Source organism: Candidatus Endoriftia persephonae, assembly GCF_023733635.1.
GTDB lineage: Bacteria > Pseudomonadota > Gammaproteobacteria > Chromatiales > Chromatiaceae > Endoriftia > Endoriftia persephonae.
This window is the reverse complement of record NZ_CP090569.1, coordinates 139,005-157,110: the sequence shown is the minus strand read 5'-3', so window position 1 is coordinate 157,110 and position 18,106 is coordinate 139,005. Positions and strand designations below refer to the sequence as shown.

Annotated in this window: 14 protein-coding genes; 5 read left to right on the top strand and 9 right to left on the bottom strand. The window is 60.5% G+C overall.

Annotation, left to right across the window (positions count from 1 at the left end):
- Positions 1 to 21: 21 nt before the first annotated feature.
- The 5 genes from L0Y14_RS00720 to L0Y14_RS00700 are packed head-to-tail and all read left to right on the top strand — an operon-like array spanning position 22 to position 7,020.
- Positions 22 to 1,617, top strand: coding sequence for a pilus assembly protein MshL (locus L0Y14_RS00720; RefSeq protein WP_240991722.1), 1,596 nt, complete (start codon positions 22 to 24; stop codon positions 1,615 to 1,617).
- Positions 1,614 to 2,513: a tetratricopeptide repeat protein gene (locus L0Y14_RS00715; RefSeq protein WP_005961389.1), complete on the top strand. Its 900-nt coding sequence runs from the start codon at positions 1,614 to 1,616 to the stop codon at positions 2,511 to 2,513. Before L0Y14_RS00720 ends, L0Y14_RS00715 begins: the two co-directional genes overlap by 4 nt.
- Positions 2,495 to 4,093 carry an ExeA family protein gene (locus tag L0Y14_RS00710; RefSeq protein ID WP_005961388.1) on the top strand — a complete coding sequence of 533 codons (1,599 nt, stop codon included), beginning with the start codon at positions 2,495 to 2,497 and terminating at the stop codon, positions 4,091 to 4,093. Before L0Y14_RS00715 ends, L0Y14_RS00710 begins: the two co-directional genes overlap by 19 nt.
- The gene (locus L0Y14_RS00705) at positions 4,074 to 5,768 is read left to right on the top strand and encodes a GspE/PulE family protein (RefSeq protein WP_005961387.1); all 1,695 of its coding nucleotides are present in this window, start codon (positions 4,074 to 4,076) and stop codon (positions 5,766 to 5,768) included. The genes L0Y14_RS00710 and L0Y14_RS00705 overlap by 20 nt, the downstream gene beginning before the upstream one ends.
- Positions 5,769 to 5,790: 22 nt before the next feature.
- On the top strand, positions 5,791 to 7,020 hold the full coding sequence (locus tag L0Y14_RS00700) for a type II secretion system F family protein (protein ID WP_005961386.1): 1,230 nt from the start codon (positions 5,791 to 5,793) through the stop codon (positions 7,018 to 7,020).
- A 256-nt stretch (positions 7,021 to 7,276) separates the two neighbouring features.
- On the opposite strand, the gene L0Y14_RS00695 is transcribed toward L0Y14_RS00700, so the two are convergent.
- The 9 genes from L0Y14_RS00695 to L0Y14_RS00655 form a co-directional block, all read right to left on the bottom strand.
- Positions 7,277 to 10,699: a LamG-like jellyroll fold domain-containing protein gene (locus L0Y14_RS00695; protein WP_240991723.1), complete on the bottom strand. Its 3,423-nt coding sequence runs from the start codon at positions 10,697 to 10,699 to the stop codon at positions 7,277 to 7,279.
- 305 nt (positions 10,700 to 11,004) lie between these two features.
- The gene (gene rsfS, locus L0Y14_RS00690; protein WP_005961384.1) at positions 11,005 to 11,364 is read right to left on the bottom strand and encodes a ribosome silencing factor; all 360 of its coding nucleotides are present in this window, start codon (positions 11,362 to 11,364) and stop codon (positions 11,005 to 11,007) included.
- Positions 11,365 to 11,423: 59 nt separating this feature from the next.
- Positions 11,424 to 12,056: a nicotinate-nucleotide adenylyltransferase gene (nadD, locus tag L0Y14_RS00685; RefSeq protein WP_005961383.1), complete on the bottom strand. Its 633-nt coding sequence runs from the start codon at positions 12,054 to 12,056 to the stop codon at positions 11,424 to 11,426.
- Between the two features lie 9 nt (positions 12,057 to 12,065).
- Positions 12,066 to 13,334, bottom strand: a complete 1,269-nt coding sequence (locus L0Y14_RS00680) for a glutamate-5-semialdehyde dehydrogenase (RefSeq protein WP_305790657.1) — start codon at positions 13,332 to 13,334, stop codon at positions 12,066 to 12,068.
- 96 nt (positions 13,335 to 13,430) lie between these two features.
- A complete protein-coding gene (locus L0Y14_RS00675) occupies positions 13,431 to 14,345 on the bottom strand; it encodes a P-loop NTPase fold protein (protein ID WP_006475576.1) in 915 nt (304 codons plus the stop codon).
- Between the two features lie 4 nt (positions 14,346 to 14,349).
- Positions 14,350 to 14,934: a hypothetical protein gene (locus tag L0Y14_RS00670; RefSeq protein WP_006475577.1), complete on the bottom strand. Its 585-nt coding sequence runs from the start codon at positions 14,932 to 14,934 to the stop codon at positions 14,350 to 14,352.
- A 30-nt stretch (positions 14,935 to 14,964) separates the two neighbouring features.
- Positions 14,965 to 15,219 (bottom strand): P-loop NTPase fold protein, encoded by a 255-nt coding sequence (locus L0Y14_RS00665; protein ID WP_240991724.1) that lies wholly within the window; start codon positions 15,217 to 15,219, stop codon positions 14,965 to 14,967.
- Between the two features lie 35 nt (positions 15,220 to 15,254).
- A complete protein-coding gene (locus tag L0Y14_RS00660; RefSeq protein ID WP_005961378.1) occupies positions 15,255 to 16,169 on the bottom strand; it encodes a hypothetical protein in 915 nt (304 codons plus the stop codon).
- A gap of 97 nt (positions 16,170 to 16,266) precedes the next feature.
- Positions 16,267 to 18,102 carry a nitric oxide reductase activation protein NorD gene (locus L0Y14_RS00655; RefSeq protein ID WP_006475578.1) on the bottom strand — a complete coding sequence of 612 codons (1,836 nt, stop codon included), beginning with the start codon at positions 18,100 to 18,102 and terminating at the stop codon, positions 16,267 to 16,269.
- Between the last annotated feature and the right edge of the window lie 4 nt (positions 18,103 to 18,106).

Below are 18,106 nucleotides of genomic sequence, written 5' to 3'. Positions count from 1 at the left end.
AACACAGCAACAAAAATTCGAATGCATCTGCTCCTTCCCCTGGCGGCTGCCATGCTAACCTTGGCCGGCTGTAACTCGGTGCCGCAGAAACAGCAGCCTGAGGGCGATCCCAAGCTCTCCGCTTACCAGATGATCCGCGAGCGCCTGATCGATGGCTCGAAAACAATTGGTCGCTATCAAGATGAAGTGCGCAATAATCTGGAGCAGGGCCCGGCCCTGCAAGGTGCACCGATCGAGCCGCTGCTGCCGAACTTTGATCCGCTTGGCGACCAGCTGATCAGCATCTCCCTGGACAACGAAGATGTACGCCATCTGCTGCGCGCGGTCGCCGAAGAGGCAGGCCTCAACCTGCTGATCGATCCAGCCCTGAGCAGCAACCCGCGTCCGATATCGGTCCACTTTCGCGACACCCCGGCTTCCCAGGTACTCAACTGGATCCTCGAAAGCGCCGACCTCCACAGCGAGACCCGCGGCAACACCCTGTTTATCACTCCGTTTCAGACAGCCGTGTTCCACCTCGATTTTGTCGAGTCGCAGACCACTGCCTCCTTCGATGCCGGCGGTGACGTACTCGGCAGTGCCAGCACTTCCCAGGGCAGCACCTCCAGCCTCACCGGCAACTTCAGAATCTCCGGCAAGAGCGGCAATATCACCAACCCCTATGATTCGCTGCAGACCTCGATCAAGGCGCTGCTCTCTGCCAAGGGCAAGGCTGATCTGAACGCCCTCTCCGGCACTCTCTATGTCCGCGACAAACCCTCGGTGGTGCGCAACGTGGAGAAGCTGGTGTCGCGCTACCAGAAAATCGTCGGCAGCCAGGTGCTGATTGAGGCACGTATCCTCGAGGTGAGGCTGGCCGACGGCTATGAGTTTGGTATCGACTGGTCACTGCTGCGCGAGGCCCTCGGCGGCACCGTCGGTTTCTCCTCCGGCATTAGCCAGGTCCTCTCCAACGATGTATTCAATCCAGGCGCCAATCCGCTCACGATCAGCTCCACCCCCGGCCCAGTGGCCCCACAGGCGGGACTGGTCTTCTCCAATCTCAATGGCAATAACAGCACCCTGTTTGCCGCCACCCTGCTGGAGGCGTTTGGTGAAGTGCAGCTGCTCTCAAACCCCACCATCCGTGCACGCCACGCCCAGCCGGCGATGATCAGCGTGGGGCAGAGCAACACCTATATCAAAGAGACCAAAATCACCCAGAACACCTCCACAGTAGTCGGCAACGGCACCGTCTCCACCGAGATCAAGACCGACACCGTGTTCGACGGGCTGCTACTCGGCGTTATCCCCTTTATCGGTGAAGATGGCCGTGTATCACTCTCAATCCACCCGATCAAGAGTGAGGTGGACCTCGAGAGTCTGAAGCTGGTCACCATCCAAAATGTCGCCATCTCCCTGCCCAAGGTCAACCTGGAGGAGATCAGCACCACCGTGAAGCTGCATAACGGCGAAACCGTGATGCTCGGCGGCCTGATCAGCGACATGCGCCGCAGCACCGACTCGGGCTTCCCCGGGCGCGACAAGCTGGGGGTGCTGGGCAAAATCTTTGGCAGGGAAGATGACCTTCAGGAGACCAGGGAGCTGGTGGTTGTATTGCGAGTATCAGTAATATGAGCCTTATCCATCAAGCCCTCCAGGGGATACCTGACGACGGCCAGGGTCTAAGCCTCGACCCGCCGCCCGTCTCAACTGCTGAACCGCCCAAGCTAAAGCGAAAGGCACAACGCCTCACGATCGGCCGTAGCGGAAGAGGCTCGCCACTCCTCTGGGTCATGTTTGTGGTCCTGTTCCTGGTTGGCGGTAGTCTCTCACTGCTGACTTCAACTCTGCTGACCAATCACCCCAACAGCGGAAACCCCGTAGTCACCAGCGCCGACTTGATTGAGCGACAGCCAACCGTTCCCTTCAACGCCGCCAGCAAGCCAGCAAACAGCAGAGCCCGGGCACTTATCGCCCAGGCAGGCCGACCACAGAGCACGCCGGCAGAGACCCCGAATCTCGAACCGCAAGCCGGCCAATCTGGCTCAGCGGGCATGGATCTGCTCAACGCCATCCCGACTGAGGAGGAAAAACAGCAACAACCGACCCACACCCCCTCCGACAGAGAGGCGGATGTGCAGCGTGAGATCCGCCGTAACGGCAAGATTACCCAACGCATCAACGCGATTCGTTCCGCCATCGCCAGTGGCAACGAGGCCAACTTCAACCGCAACCTGGCCCGCCTGTGGAAACTGCTAGGCCGCTCCCACCCCTATGTGACCAACCTGGAAGCCTACTGGGCGCTACGTCAGGGCGACCACGAAGAGGCCGAGCACCTGCTCCACAAAGTACTGAAAAAGAACCCTGACAACCTGGAGGCGGGTGCCAATCTGGTGGTGCTACGCTGGAACCGTGGCGATCAGGTAGGTGCATCTCAACTGCTGCAGCGGCTACAACAGTCGCACCCGGGTGATCTACGACTCGAAAAACTCGCAACCACGCTCAAAGCACGATGGAAACAACCGCTGTAAAGTCAGGCGGCGAACTGCGTCTCGCCGAAACCACACCGGTCCAGCCCACAAGGGGACTGGCCGCCGACACCCTGTTCGGCACAAAGGTGGAGGGCGACATCTATCTCACCTATCTGGGGCTCAGCCACAATCCCTTCCCGGTGGTGCCCGATGCGCGCCACTTCTATCGCGAGCCGCGGGCCGAGAGCTCAGTCACCGAGCTGCTGCATGCGATCCTCGGACGCAAGGGTTTTATGTTGCTCACTGGCGAGGTGGGGCTGGGCAAGTCCACCATCACCCGTCGCCTGCTGCTGGCGCTGCAGGAGCGGGAGATCGCCAGCTCGCTGATCCTCAACAGCTTCACCCAAGGGGTCGAGCTGCTGCGTGCGATCAACAAAGATTTCGGCATCGATATCGGCAACGCCGACTTCCAGTCGCAACTGGATGCGCTCAACAGCTTCCTGCTGGAGCAGTTCTGGCAAGGCAACAACTGCGTGCTGGTAATCGATGACGCGCAGAATCTCTCCATCGAGAGCCTCGAACTGGTGCGCATGCTCTCCAACCTAGAGACAGAACGTGAGAAGCTGCTACAGATCCTGCTGGTGGGCCAACCGGAGCTGGAACAGAACCTGCAGCGTACCGATCTGCGCCAGTTGATGAGTCGGGTGGCGCTACACGCTCGGGTCTTGCCTTGGGACCGAGAGACCACCGAACAGTACATCTATTTCAAACTCAACACGGCCGGCTGCAACGGCTGCATCAGCATGCAGCCCGGCGCGCTGCGCGCGATTCAGCGCTTCAGCAACGGCAACCCACGCCGCCTCAACCTGCTGATGGAGCGCTGCCTGTATGGCCTCTGCGCCCATCGCAGCCGCGCCATCAGCCCCTCACTGGTGTGGGAGGCGGAGACGGAGTTGATTCCAGCCACTGCCGGCAGACGCCACTGGTGGTTCTTGGGCGGTGCGGCAGCGGCCCTCACTGCAGGTGCAGTCATCAGTCTCCTGCTCTACAACAGCGGAATGCTGCCAAGCAGCGTAGCGTCTTCTACAGTGGCAACGCCGCCCCCTCTCGCAACGGCTGCCCCTTCCGCCACGCCAACACTCAGCGACGAAGCGATTCAGACATTCCTCGCTGCCTATCAGCTCGAGGAGCAGACCCGCCTGCTGGCGCCCTTACTGAGGCAGAACAAGTTCGGCAGGATTCAGGCCCTGCTGGCGAATCTCAACACTCTGCAGCCGGTCACTCTGGCACAGCAGGAGGACGCCAGCGACGAGGCTCCACTACTGCAACTACCCTCTGGCAAATGGCTGCTGCTCTGGCAAGCGCCCTACCGGCTAGAGGCCTACCACTACGGCGTGAATGGAGAAGCGGTTGAGCTGCTGCAGCAGGATCTGGCCAGCCTCGGCTACTACGATGGCACTCTCGACGGCGTAGTCGGCGGTAAACTGATGAAGGCGATTTACGAATTCCAGCGCGACAACCAACTGTCGCCCACAGGCAATCCGGACAGCAACACGCTCTATCGGATTCAGCACCGCATAAAACAGACTCTCGCGGCAAAAGCCGCCAAGGAGCCAGAAGATGGACGCACCGGTGGATAAATTACCCCTAGGAGAACTGCTCAAGGCACGCGGCGTAATCGGCGATGAGCAGATCGCCTTCGCCCTGCACGAACACACTGTCAGCGGCGAGAAGTTCGGCAGTATCCTCACCAGCACCGGGCTGGTCACCGAGTATGATCTGGCCTTGGGGCTGGCCGACCAGGCCAACATCCCCTATCACGATCTCGACCAGTTGGCGATCGACGCTAACTTGCTGCGGCGGGTCAACCGCAACCTCTGCCTGAGCCAAAAGTTTCTGCCTGTGTTGCGCGATGAGAACCAGATTCTAATCGCCACATCGAGCATCGACTTTGCCAGCATGACCCAAACGGTGACCCGCCATACTGGCCTGGCACCGGAGTATGTGATGGTCGAGGAGTCGAAGCTGATCGACGCGATCCACCACTACTATCACTTTCTCGACAACCCGGTGGAGGAGCTGCTGGACCGGGAGATCCATATCATCTCCAACGACCACTCCCAGGCGCGTCCGGTGGAGCAGTTGCTGGAGCATCTATTCCATCTCGCCGCCAAACACCGCGCCTCGGATATCCACCTGCGGCCGATGACCGACACCCTCAACATCGCCTTCCGCATCGACGGCGTGATGCGTTCCATGCTCTCCCTGCCCAACCCCTTCAAGCGGCTGATCTCATCCCTCAAGCTAAAGGCAGGCATGGACATCGCTGAGCAGCGGCTGCCCCAGGATGGCTCGTTTGAGTCGACCATCCTCAACACTCAATACTACTTCCGCGCCTCCACCACCGTCTGCCCCTATGGCGAGAACATGGTGGTGCGCATCCTACCTATGAAGAGCGCCTTCATGGGTATAGGTCAGCTCGGCTTTCTCGAGGACGACGCGAAACACATGTCGCGCATGTTCAACGAACCCTTCGGCCTGGTGCTGCTCACCGGCCCCACCGGTTCGGGCAAGACTTCCAGCCTCTATGCGACCCTGCTGACCCTCAATCTGCTGCACAAGAATGTGCTGACGGTAGAAAACCCGATCGAATTCCGCCTGCCACTGCTGCGCCAGACCGAGGTCAACCCCAAGGCGGGCTACACCTTTGCCAACGCCATCAAATACTTTCTGCGCCACGACCCGGACGTGCTGCTGGTCGGTGAGATCCGCGACCCGGAGACCGCCGGGACTGCGCTCACGGCAGCCGAGACCGGCCACATGGTGCTGTCGACCCTGCACACCAACAGTGCCATCGGCGCCATCCCGCGGCTGCAGTCACTCGGCATCAAACCCTACATGCTGGCCGACTCTCTGGTCGGCATTGTCAGCCAGCGACTGGTGCGCCGCATCTGTCCCTCCTGCAAGCAGGGCTACACTCCCAGCCAAGAGGAGCTCGACTATATCGGCGACAACAATATCACCGAGCTCTATCGTGGGACCGGTTGTGATCACTGCGGTGGCACCGGCTACCGCGGCCGCACTCTGATCTACGAGATGCTGGAGTTCAACAAGGAACTACGCGCGATGATCGGCTCTGGCGCCGATATGGCGAGCCTGGAGGCCGCCGCCCGGCGCAGCGGCTTCCGCGACATCCTCCACACGGCGCTGGTCAAGGTGAAGTCCGGCACCATCTCGATCGAGGAGGTACACCGGGTGCTTGGCCACGGTTTCAACAGTGACGATAGCTGGGGCAAAGAGCCCAGCCTGATCTGAAGCGCAGCCACATCTTACTGCAATGCCCTACTATAGCTACAAGATGCTGCAGCCCAGCGGCGTCATCGCCAACAGCGTGGCTCGTCTGCCCTATGACGATGAGACCATGGCGATCAACTACCTTGAGAACGAAGGCGGCACGGTGCTGCACATTCGCCAGCTCGGCAAGCTAGCCGCCAAATACGCTGAATTCACCCGCTTCGGTCTGCGCAAAGTAAAGACTACGGAGGTAGCCGAGACCCTCTCCAATCTGTCGGTAATGCTCGGCAGTGGCATCCCGGCCAGTGAGGCACTGCAGGAGGCGGCCCAGGGCACCGAGAACCCGACCCTAGCGCTCGCCATGGAAGATATCCGTTTCTATGTGGAGGCGGGCAGCAGTATCTCCGAGGCGGTGGGGCTCTATCCCAAGATCTTCTCCAACACGGTGCTCTACCTGCTGCGCATCGGCGAGGAGACCGGTCGTATCGACCGTGCCCTGGAGGTCGCTGCCACCCATCTGCAGCGCATCGAGCAGATCAAATCCGACACCAAACAAGCGATGCTCTACCCGAGCTTCATCCTGGTTACCATGGGGGCAGCGGTCATCTTCTGGTTCTACTATGTGGTGCCGCAGATCGTGACCCTGTTTACTGAGATGGAGGTGGAGCTGCCCCCGCTCACCAAGGCGTTGATCGCAATCTCGGAGTGGGTGCAGGCCTATCTAGTCGTGGTTTTGATCACCCTGGCAGTGCTGTACATCAGTGCCAAGATCGCTTACGCCAAGATCTACAAATTCCGCCGTTTCATACAGGGACTGGCGCTCAAGATACCGATCATCGGCCGCCTGCAGCACACCTCCAACCTGGCGTTTGTCAGTGAATATCTGCACCTGCTGCTGGATGCAGGCGTGGATGCCTTCAAGTCTCTCGACATGGTCAGCCGCAGCCTCAACAATGCCATCTACCAGGAGCGCGTGGCGAAGATCCACGAGCGTATCACCCAGGGACAGAGTGTCGCCGACGCCTTTCAGTCGGTAACTCTGTTCCCCAGCTATGTGGTGCGCATGGTCTCAGTAGGTGAGCGTACCGGTACCCTGCCGGCACAGTTTAAGCGGGTCTCGGCCGAGTATCGCAAGCGCCTCAACTATAAGGTCGAAACCCTCTCCAAATCCCTAGAACCGATCATCCTGATCATTGCCGGCGGTATCTTTGGCATCATCCTTGGTGGCCTGTTCCTGCCGATCTACGATCTGATCGGCGGACATATCGGCTGACAGCTGGCAACCAGGCCAGCCAGGATTCCTTATTGCGGTGTTGATTCGGCTTCTGCCGTCCGTCCCATCCTAGCCACCCGATCCAAGACAGGGCCCTCAGCCTGTCCCACGACTCAAGACAGAGATCTCCCATCTCAGCGCTGATGGGTGTTGCTTCGTGCAAGACCTAGTAGATATGGAACGCCATAGGTCGGGCCGTGCCCGACATATCTGGCGAGGCCCGACCTATAAGATCATCCTCGCTAGCCCGCCCGACTCACTCCACCACGTCGAGGTTGTACCAGTCGGTGGCCACCTGATGGGCGCTGCAGCGGCTGTCGTTAGCACTCAGGCGATAGCGGTAGTTGGTGGCCGGCTGCAAGGCGCCGCCATTTTTGGCGAGGATGACGGTCGAAGGCCCGGTCTTGGTCAGGCTGATAGCGCCCGGATCGACCCCGCCCTGCCACTCGATCGCCCAGTTCTGCATCTCACCCAGATGGTTGCCGACCACCGTGTACTCTTTGCTGCAAGCACCGGAGACCGAGCAGGTAAAATTGTCGGCAATCCCCGGTGAGACTGCCAGTTCGGCATAGACCACCTCCACCGGCAAGGTAGTCTGCTCAGTCAGGCCATTGCGGTCGGTGATACCGAGAGTAACATTGTGACTGCCGGCACAGACGTTCACCTGGCCCGCCAGCTCGCCAGTAGCCAGGTCAGGCATAATGAGGCCGGAAATCTGGGTATCGCGCAACTCATAGACATAGGGTGGAGAGCCACCGATCGCCCCCGGCACCAGCCCTGTACTGCCAGCCAGCAACTGCGCCCCCGACTCGGCGCTCGCGGGACTGAATCCGGTGATCTGAATCGCTGTGATGCTACAGTCGTGAGTCATGCTGATCAGCGCCTCGGCTTCACCGGCGGAGAGCGCCCGGTCGTAGACACGGAACTCGTCGATCAGGCCGCTGAAGAAGTGGATCAGATCACCACCAGCACCACCATGGGCACCGATGAGGGCCCTGGTATCGGTGCTGCCGATGGCGCCGCCATCCAGGCGTTGGCTGAAAACCTCCTCCCCATCCATATAGACCACCTGGCGAAAGCCATCATAGGTGATCAGGTTATGGTACCAGCGGTTCGGCTCGATGATGATGTCTGGCCCCACGTTATCGGACCAGTGCCACCTGGGCTCCCAGCGATACTCGAGGAAGCGGCGGTTATAGTTGGCATCCAGGCGCAACGCATAGGCACCCTCCTTGGTGTAGAGGCGATTCTCACCTGGGGTGCCATCCCATTTGAACCAGAGGCCTATGCTCCAGCCGCGGTTGCCCGGATCGAGCCGCCCCGAGGCTGGGTCGCCTAGGTCGATATAGCTGCCATTGAGATCATCAACTGCGGTGAAGGAGGCAGCGCGGCAGACCTTACCCTCCTCCAGGGTGGTCTGTGTCGGCAGCGATCCGCTACCCCAGGCCGCTGCGGTGGCGTGGTCGCTACCGACCTCATTCTTGACGCTGCCATCAGCCCCGGTCCAGGGGTAGATGGTCTCCATACGGTACTCCGATATCGGCTCGCCGTAGCAAGCCATATTACGCGGTGGGTCGCGGCGCATCTGGTAGATGGAGCTGATCTCATCCGGGGTGAGGATACGGTTCCAGATCATCATCTCATCCAGATAGCCGAGCATGTTGCCGATGCCGCGCCCCACCCAACTACCGCCCCCGCTCTCTGAGCCATCCGCCCCGTTGAAGGGTTGCGCCGAGTCACTGGCGACCACGGCCCCGTCGACCAGAATGCGCCGCTCACCGTTGGCCCCGTTGTAGTCGAAGAAGAGATGGTGCCAGCCCGTCTGCGGCAGCGCATTTGGCGCCATCAATTCCGCATCGGTACTGGAGAAGCTGATCAGTGGACGGCCGTTGCGCAGGCCGATATTGAGGCAACGGTTCACCGCCACCGCATCACACTGGTAGAAGAGGCTACGCTCACCGTCGCCCATCTCATTCAGGTTGACCCAGACGGCAAAGGTGAAGCTGGTATTGTTGAGCGGCACATAGGGCAGCAGCAGGGAGTCTCCGGCATTGAAGTAGCCAGCCCGGTTAACCTTACCCGCGCCGACCGTCACCGCCATTCCCTCGGCCAGCCCCGAGTAGAGCCCCTGGGGATCGGAGTCCTGCACCTCGCCGCGGCTGCCATCCCAGAGACACTCATCGAAACGCCACTCCGCCAACAGATCGGTGGTATAGGGGCCAACCGCGCCGCTCGGGGTAACCTCCAGGCTATAGGTGCCTTCGATCACCTTGTTGTTGGGGCAGGCCTTGTCAGTGGCCTCCACCGAGAAGAGGTAGTTGCCCGAGGCGGAGGAGGCGGTCTTCTTCAGGGTGCCCTGATCCTCGCCGGTGGAGAAGATCTCGAAGTTGTCGGCCCCAGCCCCGACCCAGTTGATCGCCCAGTTGAAGTCATCACCGTTCGGATCGCCGATGCGCGGCCCAATCACCTGAAACGGTTGACTGAAGGTGAGATATTGGGCAATGAAGTCGGGCAGCAGGGTGCCACCGGAGTGAGCCGGCACGATATTCAGATCCCCGGTATCGACCCGCAGGGCGAAACTGCGGCTGGCGGTCTTGGTGGCATCGAACTGGTCGGTGGCGGTCACGGTCACCTGATAGTCGCCATCGCAGACCTCGGTAACCCCGGTCAGCTTGCCATCCCAGTAGTTGAGCGACAGACCCGGAATCGCCGGGGTGATCGAATCTAGCGCCCAGTAGTATTGGCCGGAGCCGCCGGTGGCGATGAACTGGTGGATATACTCGCCCCCCAGCACCCCATGATTCATCGCCCGGGTACTGATCTGGATATCCTCCGACGGCGGTCCATTCGGACACTCGCCCAGTCCGTAGCAGTCCTGATCGTAGCAATCGACCAGGCCATCGCCATCATTATCCTGGCCATCGCTGCAGAGCAGCAGGGTGTTCTCCTGGGCCCCGCCCGCATTCAGCAGGCATTGGCGACCGCTTAGGGTGGCGAAGGAGACGGCGCGCACCGTATCGTCGTAGCTATCGGTATGGATCTTGTTAGGCGCAGCAAAGTGGAGTGGATCCACGTCCCCGTTGAGATTGTCAAAGAAGCTGCCACTGCCATCCTTGTCATGCACACCACCGCTGACTATCACGAAGGCGAGATTGGTATCACTATTCGGAAGCAGCGTATCGGTGAGATCCGACTGGGTGGTATAGAGGGCCGCAGGGTCGTGCATGCCATCCTTGAGCTGACTACCGGCCCGTTTCAGATCGGCGCAGATATCACCCCGGTCGGTCAGATCCACGTTGAAATTGGGATCGGCGCTGGCGAATACCGCATATCGGACCGGGTTGCCCCAGACATCGTTGCCAGAACTCAGGCCCAGGCTGAGATAGGGCAGGGTGCCGACATAACTGGTGCAGTTGCCCGCCACACCGCCATCGGGGATCACCTCATCGGTGGCATCACCATCCCCATTGGTATCGGGACAGGGAAACTGGCTCGCCGCCACCATGTAACCCTCCAGCGCCAGCTCCATGCGCTGCATGATCGCCTCGTTATTGCGCTGCTTGGCAGACTGCACCAGCCCCGGCCAGAGGTTTACCGCAATCGAGAGAATCGCTCCGATAATGACGAGCACAATGCTCATCTCGACCAGCGTAAATCCGGGGTGCTTTTTGATCATCATTTTGCGCAGACTTTGGGCTAGGATTGCTCGTCGGCCGACTATAAACCCAAACAAGTCAAGCACTTTGTGGCCCAGCCCACAGATTGCCACTCCCATGCGGGACGTTCTTCCCATTCTACGCCGGGGTTAACGCAGCAGGATTAAAGTCAGTATTCGCTCACCTTGGACTGCAGGAATTTATTGGCACACACCCAAGTCGGGAGAGAAGCGAACAGTCCACTGCGTAGAGCCGAAGGTTGCGGCAGCGGGGAAAAGGTGGGGTTGTGCGCACACACCGGCCTGGGCCGATCCATGCGAGAAAAGAGTCAGGAATCCTGGGAGTGCTCGCTCAACGGCAGCGGGGTATCCATCGACCAGAGCCGCTCCAGATGGTAGAAGTCGCGCACCTTCGGCAGCATCACATGCAGCACCACGCCGTTGAGATCAACCAGCACCCACTCGCCGTCGTCCAGCCCCTCGCTGCCCAACGGAGCCTCGCCCGCCTGCTTTGCCTTGAAGGCCACGGTCTGTGCAATCGATTTCACATGCCGGTCGGAGGTGCCGCTGGCCACGATCATGATGTCCGTGATGCTGGTCTTGCCGCGCACATCCAACACCACAATGTCATTTGCTTTCATATCGTCCAGGGCCTCGACGACCAGATCTCTGAGCTCTTCTACCTGCATATCTATCCTGTCAATCTATTAACTAGTTTCGTAATACTACGCCAACGGCAACGATACGCTCAATTCCGATAGATCTGATGGCGTTCGATCAGCCTCAGCACCTCATCCGGCAAGAGGAAGCGAGGGCTCTCTCCCGCTCCGATCAGGTGACGAATCCCGGTAGAGGAGATCTCCAGTTGGGTGACGGGCAGGCGAATTACAGTGCCGCCCGGCGAGCGCCGCAGCGCCTCCGGCTCATCCACCAACCGGGAGGAGAGAAACGCCTGCAGCGCTGGATCCTCCGGCAACGCCTGGCCTGGGCGGGTCATCACCACCAGATGGGCCAACTCCGCCACCAGCTCCGGCAGATGCCAGGAGAGAAAACCATTGAAGGCGTCGCTGCCCAGCAGCAGACAGATCGGCAGCTCATCCCCCAGTTCTCCCCGCAGCGAGAGCAGCGTATCGAGGGTATAGGAACGCCCCCCCCGCTGCAGTTCCCGGTCATCAGCGACAAACCCCGGCTCGCCCGCAATTGCCGCCTCCAGCATCGCCAGGCGCAGCGCTGCCGGTACCTCCGGCTGATCCCGATGCACCGCATTGGCAAGCGGGATAAAGCGCAGTTCATCCAACCCCAGCGCCTGCTGCACATCCAGTGCGGTGCGCAGGTGGCCGTAGTGGATCGGGTCGAAGGTACCGCCCAGAATGCCGATCATCGCTGCGTGCTAGGTCCGGATATGGCCGTCGCCAAGCACGATAAACTTAACCGAGGTGAGCCCCTCCAGCCCCACCGGACCCCGCGCGTGGAACTTGTCAGTGGAGATGCCGATCTCCGCTCCCAGACCATACTCAAAGCCATCGGCAAAACGGGTGGAGACGTTGACCATCACCGAACTGGAGTCCACCTCGGCCAGGAAACGCCGGGCCCGGGTGTAGTTTTCTGTAATGATGGCGTCGGTGTGCTGGGAGCCGTGGCGGTCGATATGATCGATGGCCTCGTCCAGCCCGGCGACCACCTTGATGGAGAGGATCGGCCCCAGGTATTCGGTGTCCCAATCCTCATCGGTGGCGGCCACGGCGTTGTCGATCACTTCCAGGGTACGCGGGCAACCGCGCAGCTCCACCCCCTTCTCTTGTAGCGGCGCCGCCAGCATCAGCAACATCTCCTCGGCGATCCCTTCCGCCACCAGCAGGGTCTCCATGGTGTTGCAGGTGCCGTAGCGCTGGGTCTTGGCGTTCATCGCCACGTCGAAGGCCTTGCCCACCTCCGCCTGATCGTCGATGTAGACGTGGCAGATGCCGTGCAGGTGTTTGATCACCGGCACCCGAGCGTCCCGGGAGATGCGTTCAATCAGCCCTTTGCCGCCCCGGGGGATGATGACATCGATGTACTCGGGCATGGTGATCATGCTGCCCACAGCGGCCCGGTCGGTAGTGGCGAGCACCTGTACCACATCCGCCGGCAGACCCGCCTTCTCCAGACCCCGGTGGATGCTGGCGGCGATGGCCTGGTTGGAGTGAAAGGCCTCGGTGCCGCCTCGCAGCACCGTGGCATTACCCGACTTGAGGCAGAGTGCAGCGGCGTCGGCAGTGACGTTGGGGCGCGACTCGTAGATGATGCCGACAACCCCGAGCGGAACCCGCATCCGTCCCACCTGGATGCCGCTGGGGCGGTAGTTCATATCGAAGATCTCGCCGATAGGATCGGGCAGCGCGGCGATCTGGCGTAGCCCTTCGATCATCGAATCAATGCGCGCTGGGGTCAGCTCCAGGCGATCCAACAGCGCAGCATCCAGTCCCTTGGCGGTCCCCGCTTCCAGATCCTTCCTGTTCTCCACCATCAAGGCGTCTCGACTGGCATCCAGCTCGTCGGCAATGGCGTTGAGAGCGGCGTTCTTCTCAGCGGTGGAGGCGGCAGCCAAACGACGGGAGGCGGTGCGGGCTTTGCCACCCAGTTCATTCATATAGGCGGCAACATCGGTGATCTTGGTCATCATCGGTACTCTGCGAGAGGAAAGAGACAGATTCTACCAGAATGGGCAGTGGAGTTGGCCCACAGCTCCCGGCTCGGTCAGCGAGCTGGGCCCAACTTATTCTAATGGTGTCTCCGTCTGCTTCGCCTCTCTTTGACTCTCCACCACGATATGGGAGAAAGGTAACATGAAGGGCATCGTCTCCAGCTTCAGCATTTCGTAGTAAGACCGACGCGTCTCCTCCGCAACATCCTTCGCCATCTCTTCCATCAGTAGACAGTAGGTCTTGGGGGCGAGTTTTGCCCCCTGTATCTCCATATCAGGGCCGAACAGGTACTTCTCTTCGCGCTTTTGCTCGATCATCTCCTGAACGTAGAGGTGTTCCAACCAGAAGAGCATCGTCAGATGCCGTTTATTCCACATCAAATCGATGGTGCCACGCCTGCCTGCGTCTAAGGCCTTCATCAGACGATAACTGTTTAAAAGTCGTTTCAGGCGGCGCGGATTGGAGATCTTCAGCCAGTCCGCCAGTTGCATGAACAGCTCACGCTCTTTTGTCGTTTCTCTGATCGCTTTACCGGCCAGCAACTGGGTTCGTTTCTTATCTTCCTTCGGCGCCTTGCCACCTTCCTCCGCCCCCGTCTCTTCAGGAACGACTTCACCTCCAGAGGGCTGCATTTCGTCCACCAATTTCTGTTGCGCTGGCACCGCCGAATCTCCCGGCAAACTCCCCGGTGCCACTTGCTGCCCGGGCTCAGCACCATGAGGCCCGGGCCTCACGGTGAGCTCACCGGATGCGTCCGTTCCTGAAGATCCCTTCTTTTTATCCGATGACAGATCGGCATCCTGCAGCACCTCGACAATAAGATCTTTGAGGATATAGTTTTCGACATCCTCCTTCGCCGGATCGCTCAGGCAGACCGGCAGATGAAAAATCTTGCCAAGATAGTCCCGCGCGATGGCCTGGGCGGTACGCTGACTGCCCTTTTCCGCCAGTTCATAATAGTGCTGGGCCAACGCTGCCAGCGCCATGCGTTCATCCACCGCAACGATCAAGATCATCGATATAGAGCAGCAAACGGCGCGGGAAACAGGGCCGATGCAGGCGTATCCGACAGAGCTTATCCACCTTTTCCTTGATCACCGGCAGGGTACCCAGGTACTCGCCGAAGTCGGGAAGACGCAGGTAGGTCTTAAATGTGTCGACCCAAGTCTGGGCAAACAATTGTCGCCCTTTGGACAGCATACCGAACAGCGCACCGACGCCCGCAAGACCACCCAATCCCAGCGCAATGCCCGAGGTATCGCCCACCAGGCGAGCCATCATAGGAGGAAGATAGGCGGCGTTTACCCCAAGCCACTGAATGCCGACAACCTCCACGATCAGCAGGAACAGGCCTGTCCAGAGATAGACACCAATCCTTTGTGACGACGTCACCAGCTGCAGCGCCAGCCAATTGCACCGAATCCAGTCCAGGTCGTTGGTCAGCCCTTTCACCACCTCCTGGGCCAACCCGGCCTGCATGTTGCCGGTGTGTTCATAGCGCCAGGCATTGAACTCGGCAAAGAGGTAACGGTGGGTTTCCGACACCAGTTTGTCGGGCTGCTTTTCCTTGTGCATTATCGGACATACTGGCCAGAAACAGCGCAACTAGGTCGTCAGCCGGGCTCGCTGCTTGCCCCAGCAGCCCGCATAACGCCGGAGCACCTTGACGAGGGCCTCCCAGCAGGTGATCGTCTCATCACACCCGACCCAAAACCGTTCCTCCTGCCGGCAACGCAACTCTTTCTTCAACAGACTCAGAACCGTGCTCTTGCCCGTCCCCCAATGCCCCATCAGCCCGATGGTGATGTGCTCACCGTCGCTGTGATCGAGTAGGTCGGCTAGAGCGTTGACCAAGTCCACCCGGCCCAAGGTATCCTCTTCGGCAGGGATATCTTTCAGTTGACGGGGACCTTGCCTATCTCTCCTGGCATGGGCTCGACGGCGGCCGGGATACCCTCTGACTCCGCTTCAGGTAGCGGCAATTGATAGGCTGCCGCCTCCATCACCTCCCTCTCATGCTCTGCGGACCAGTGACCTATCAGACGGTGGTACTCTTCCCGCAATGAGCCGCCTCCACCTAGCCACTGCTGGTAACGATCCCAGACTTCGGGGTCAACCATCCTCAGCGCCTTCTCCCAAGGAGCGAGAAAATCGCCCCAGTTATCCGGTTCCCCCGCCGGCCAAAGAGGGATAGACAGCATGTCACGCAACCGGGCTTTTATCAGAGCCTCGAAGTCCACCCGCACATTGCGTTCAAAGCCTCCTGCGCCAAACGTCTTCACCGCCACCTCACGGCCCCTGGCAACGGCGAGATCGGCGTAGACGAGGAAATCTGAGTCAGCGTGGATCAGCTGGGGATTAGCTATGGTTTCAGCGAAGGCGCTCCCTTTAATGACTGAGGGTGAGACGCTGGCTGTCGCCACTGCGCGTGAGGCAGTACCCGCAGCGTAGGCGGCCGCTGATATCGCCCTTGCCGCAATATACTCGACCCCGCTGCCAGCATTCAGGGCCCCACGCGCCAGAGCGGGGGCAGCGGCGCTCACCATGGCGACAGCAGATTCCTCCGGGTATTCCCCCCCAAAATCATATTGATAGCTGGAGGTGTCTTCGGTAAGGGCGGCAATGAAAAGTGCCGCTGCCAGCTCTACTACCTGCAGTTTCTGCTGCGCCTCAGAACCCCAGGATTCGACAGTCCCCTGATTGGCTATCAAAGGAAGCACGCGCAATGCAGAACGCCCGGCATAGATGGTGAGCGCTTCGGGCGATAATTGCGCCAGCTCCTCTTTGCTGGGCAATGGAGGTCCGGCCATACTGTTTCCCCCTTTTACCTGACTGTCAGTCTGGTTCAGCCAGGAAGGGGTTACAAGAGAGCCGAGTGTCGCCTGGCAGCTAAAATCTCTGATCCGATCAGGCAGTCAATCTGGCATAGAGCAGCGGCAACTCTTTTGGCAGCTGCGAGGGCTTGTGGATCACCACATAGCTGCCGCTACCGAACAGATGTGGCAGGTAGTCGTTGGCCTTGGTGTCGATGGTGACGCAAAAGGGCTGCAGCCCCAGCTCACGGGCCTCGCGGATCGCCTGGCGGGTATCCTCGATACCGAAGCGCCCCTCGTACTTGTCCAGGTCATTGGGTTTGCCATCAGTGAGGATCAGCAGCAGACGGCGCTCCGAGGGCTGCGCCTTCAGCAGGTTGGTGGAGTGGCGGATCGCCGCGCCCATGCGCGTGTAGTAGCCGGGCTTAATGGCATCGATACGACCGCGGATCGCCGCATTGTAGTTCTCATCAAAGGTCTTCAGCTGATGGAAGCGGACCGGGTCGCGTTTGCGTGAGGAGAAGCCATAGATGCCGAAGCGGTCGCCGGTAGCCGAGAGGCTCTCGGCAAACAGGAACAGGGCATCGCGGATCACATCGATCACCCGCCGGTGGTTATCGACCCAGGTGTCGGTAGAGAGCGACAGGTCAGCCAGCAGCAGGCAGGCGAGATCCCGCGAGCCGATGCGCAGATCGCGGTAGAGGCCATCGGCGCTGGCGGCATGGCCAATCATGCGATCGGTGGCAAAACGCAGGTAGGCATCGATATCGATCTCACTGCCCTCTTGCTGGTTGCGGTGCCAGACTCGCGCTGGGGCCAGCTGCTGGAACTGGGCACGCAGCCTTCGCGCAGTGCGGCGCAGATGATCCGGTAGCAGGACCGGCTCGGCATTGGCCGCCAGCATCGGCACTATCCGGCAGAGGTCGGGCAGCAGCCGCTGCTTTTTGAAGTCCCACTCCGGCAGCAGAACCCCCTCGCTGAGCACCAGGTCATCCTCTGAGGCGGCAGGCAGATCCAGATCGAAGCGCAGCTTGCTGGCGGAGGCCTTGGCATCCCGGCTGACGCTCAGCACGTCGATATCTTTTGCGGCATCGGCGGCGCTCTCCAGATCGTCGTTCTCCTCGGAGCCGCGGTCGAGGTTGAGGAAATCCCCCCAGGTGAAGATGTTCTCCATGCGGATGGTGATCAACCCCCGATCCTTTGCTTCAGGTTTTTCGGCGCGCTCGGCTTGGCGGTTCTGCTCCTCCATCTGCTTGATCTCGCCCCGGCTACTACTGCCTGCCTCATCAGAATCATCGGAGGCACCGGCTGCAGCAACCACGGGAGGAAAGGGGTGGAGCCAGAGCGGCACAGGTTGCGGCGGGCGCCGGCTCTGCGGCAGCTGTTCGACGCTGCCGGGTTCGCGCAGCGCCTGACGGATAGCTGCCTCCTGGGCTGCCTCGGCTTTGAGCTGGCTGTCGGGCTGGATGCGTTGTGCGAGGTGGGCCTCGACCAACCGTTGGTAACGTGGACGCAGGCCAGGATAGTCGTTTAGGGCCTTGATCGTCAGGCGCTGATTCTTGCCGAACCAGGCCTCCTCGTCCTGGTGATCGCCCACCGCCAGGGCCGCCAGCCAGATGTAGAGATCCCGGTTCAGCTGGGGGGAGGGGAACAGATCGATCACCGCGGGCAGGCGCAGGTACTGCTCATCGCGCCAGGCCAGCTCGACCTTTCTGCTGTCACCGGCAATCCGATGTAGCAAGCTGCGACGGGCACCGTGTTCGGTGGCGTGGGCCGCCTCCACCTGCAGGCCGCCGTCGCCACCCAGGGCACGAAACAGGATGCCAACGGTGGTGCCGACCTGCTCCAGGGTAACCGCCGCCTCCGGGTGGCTGGTGCGCGCCATGCGGGTGATCAAGCGGTGCCAGAGTTCGCCTACTTTCTCTTCCATGCCT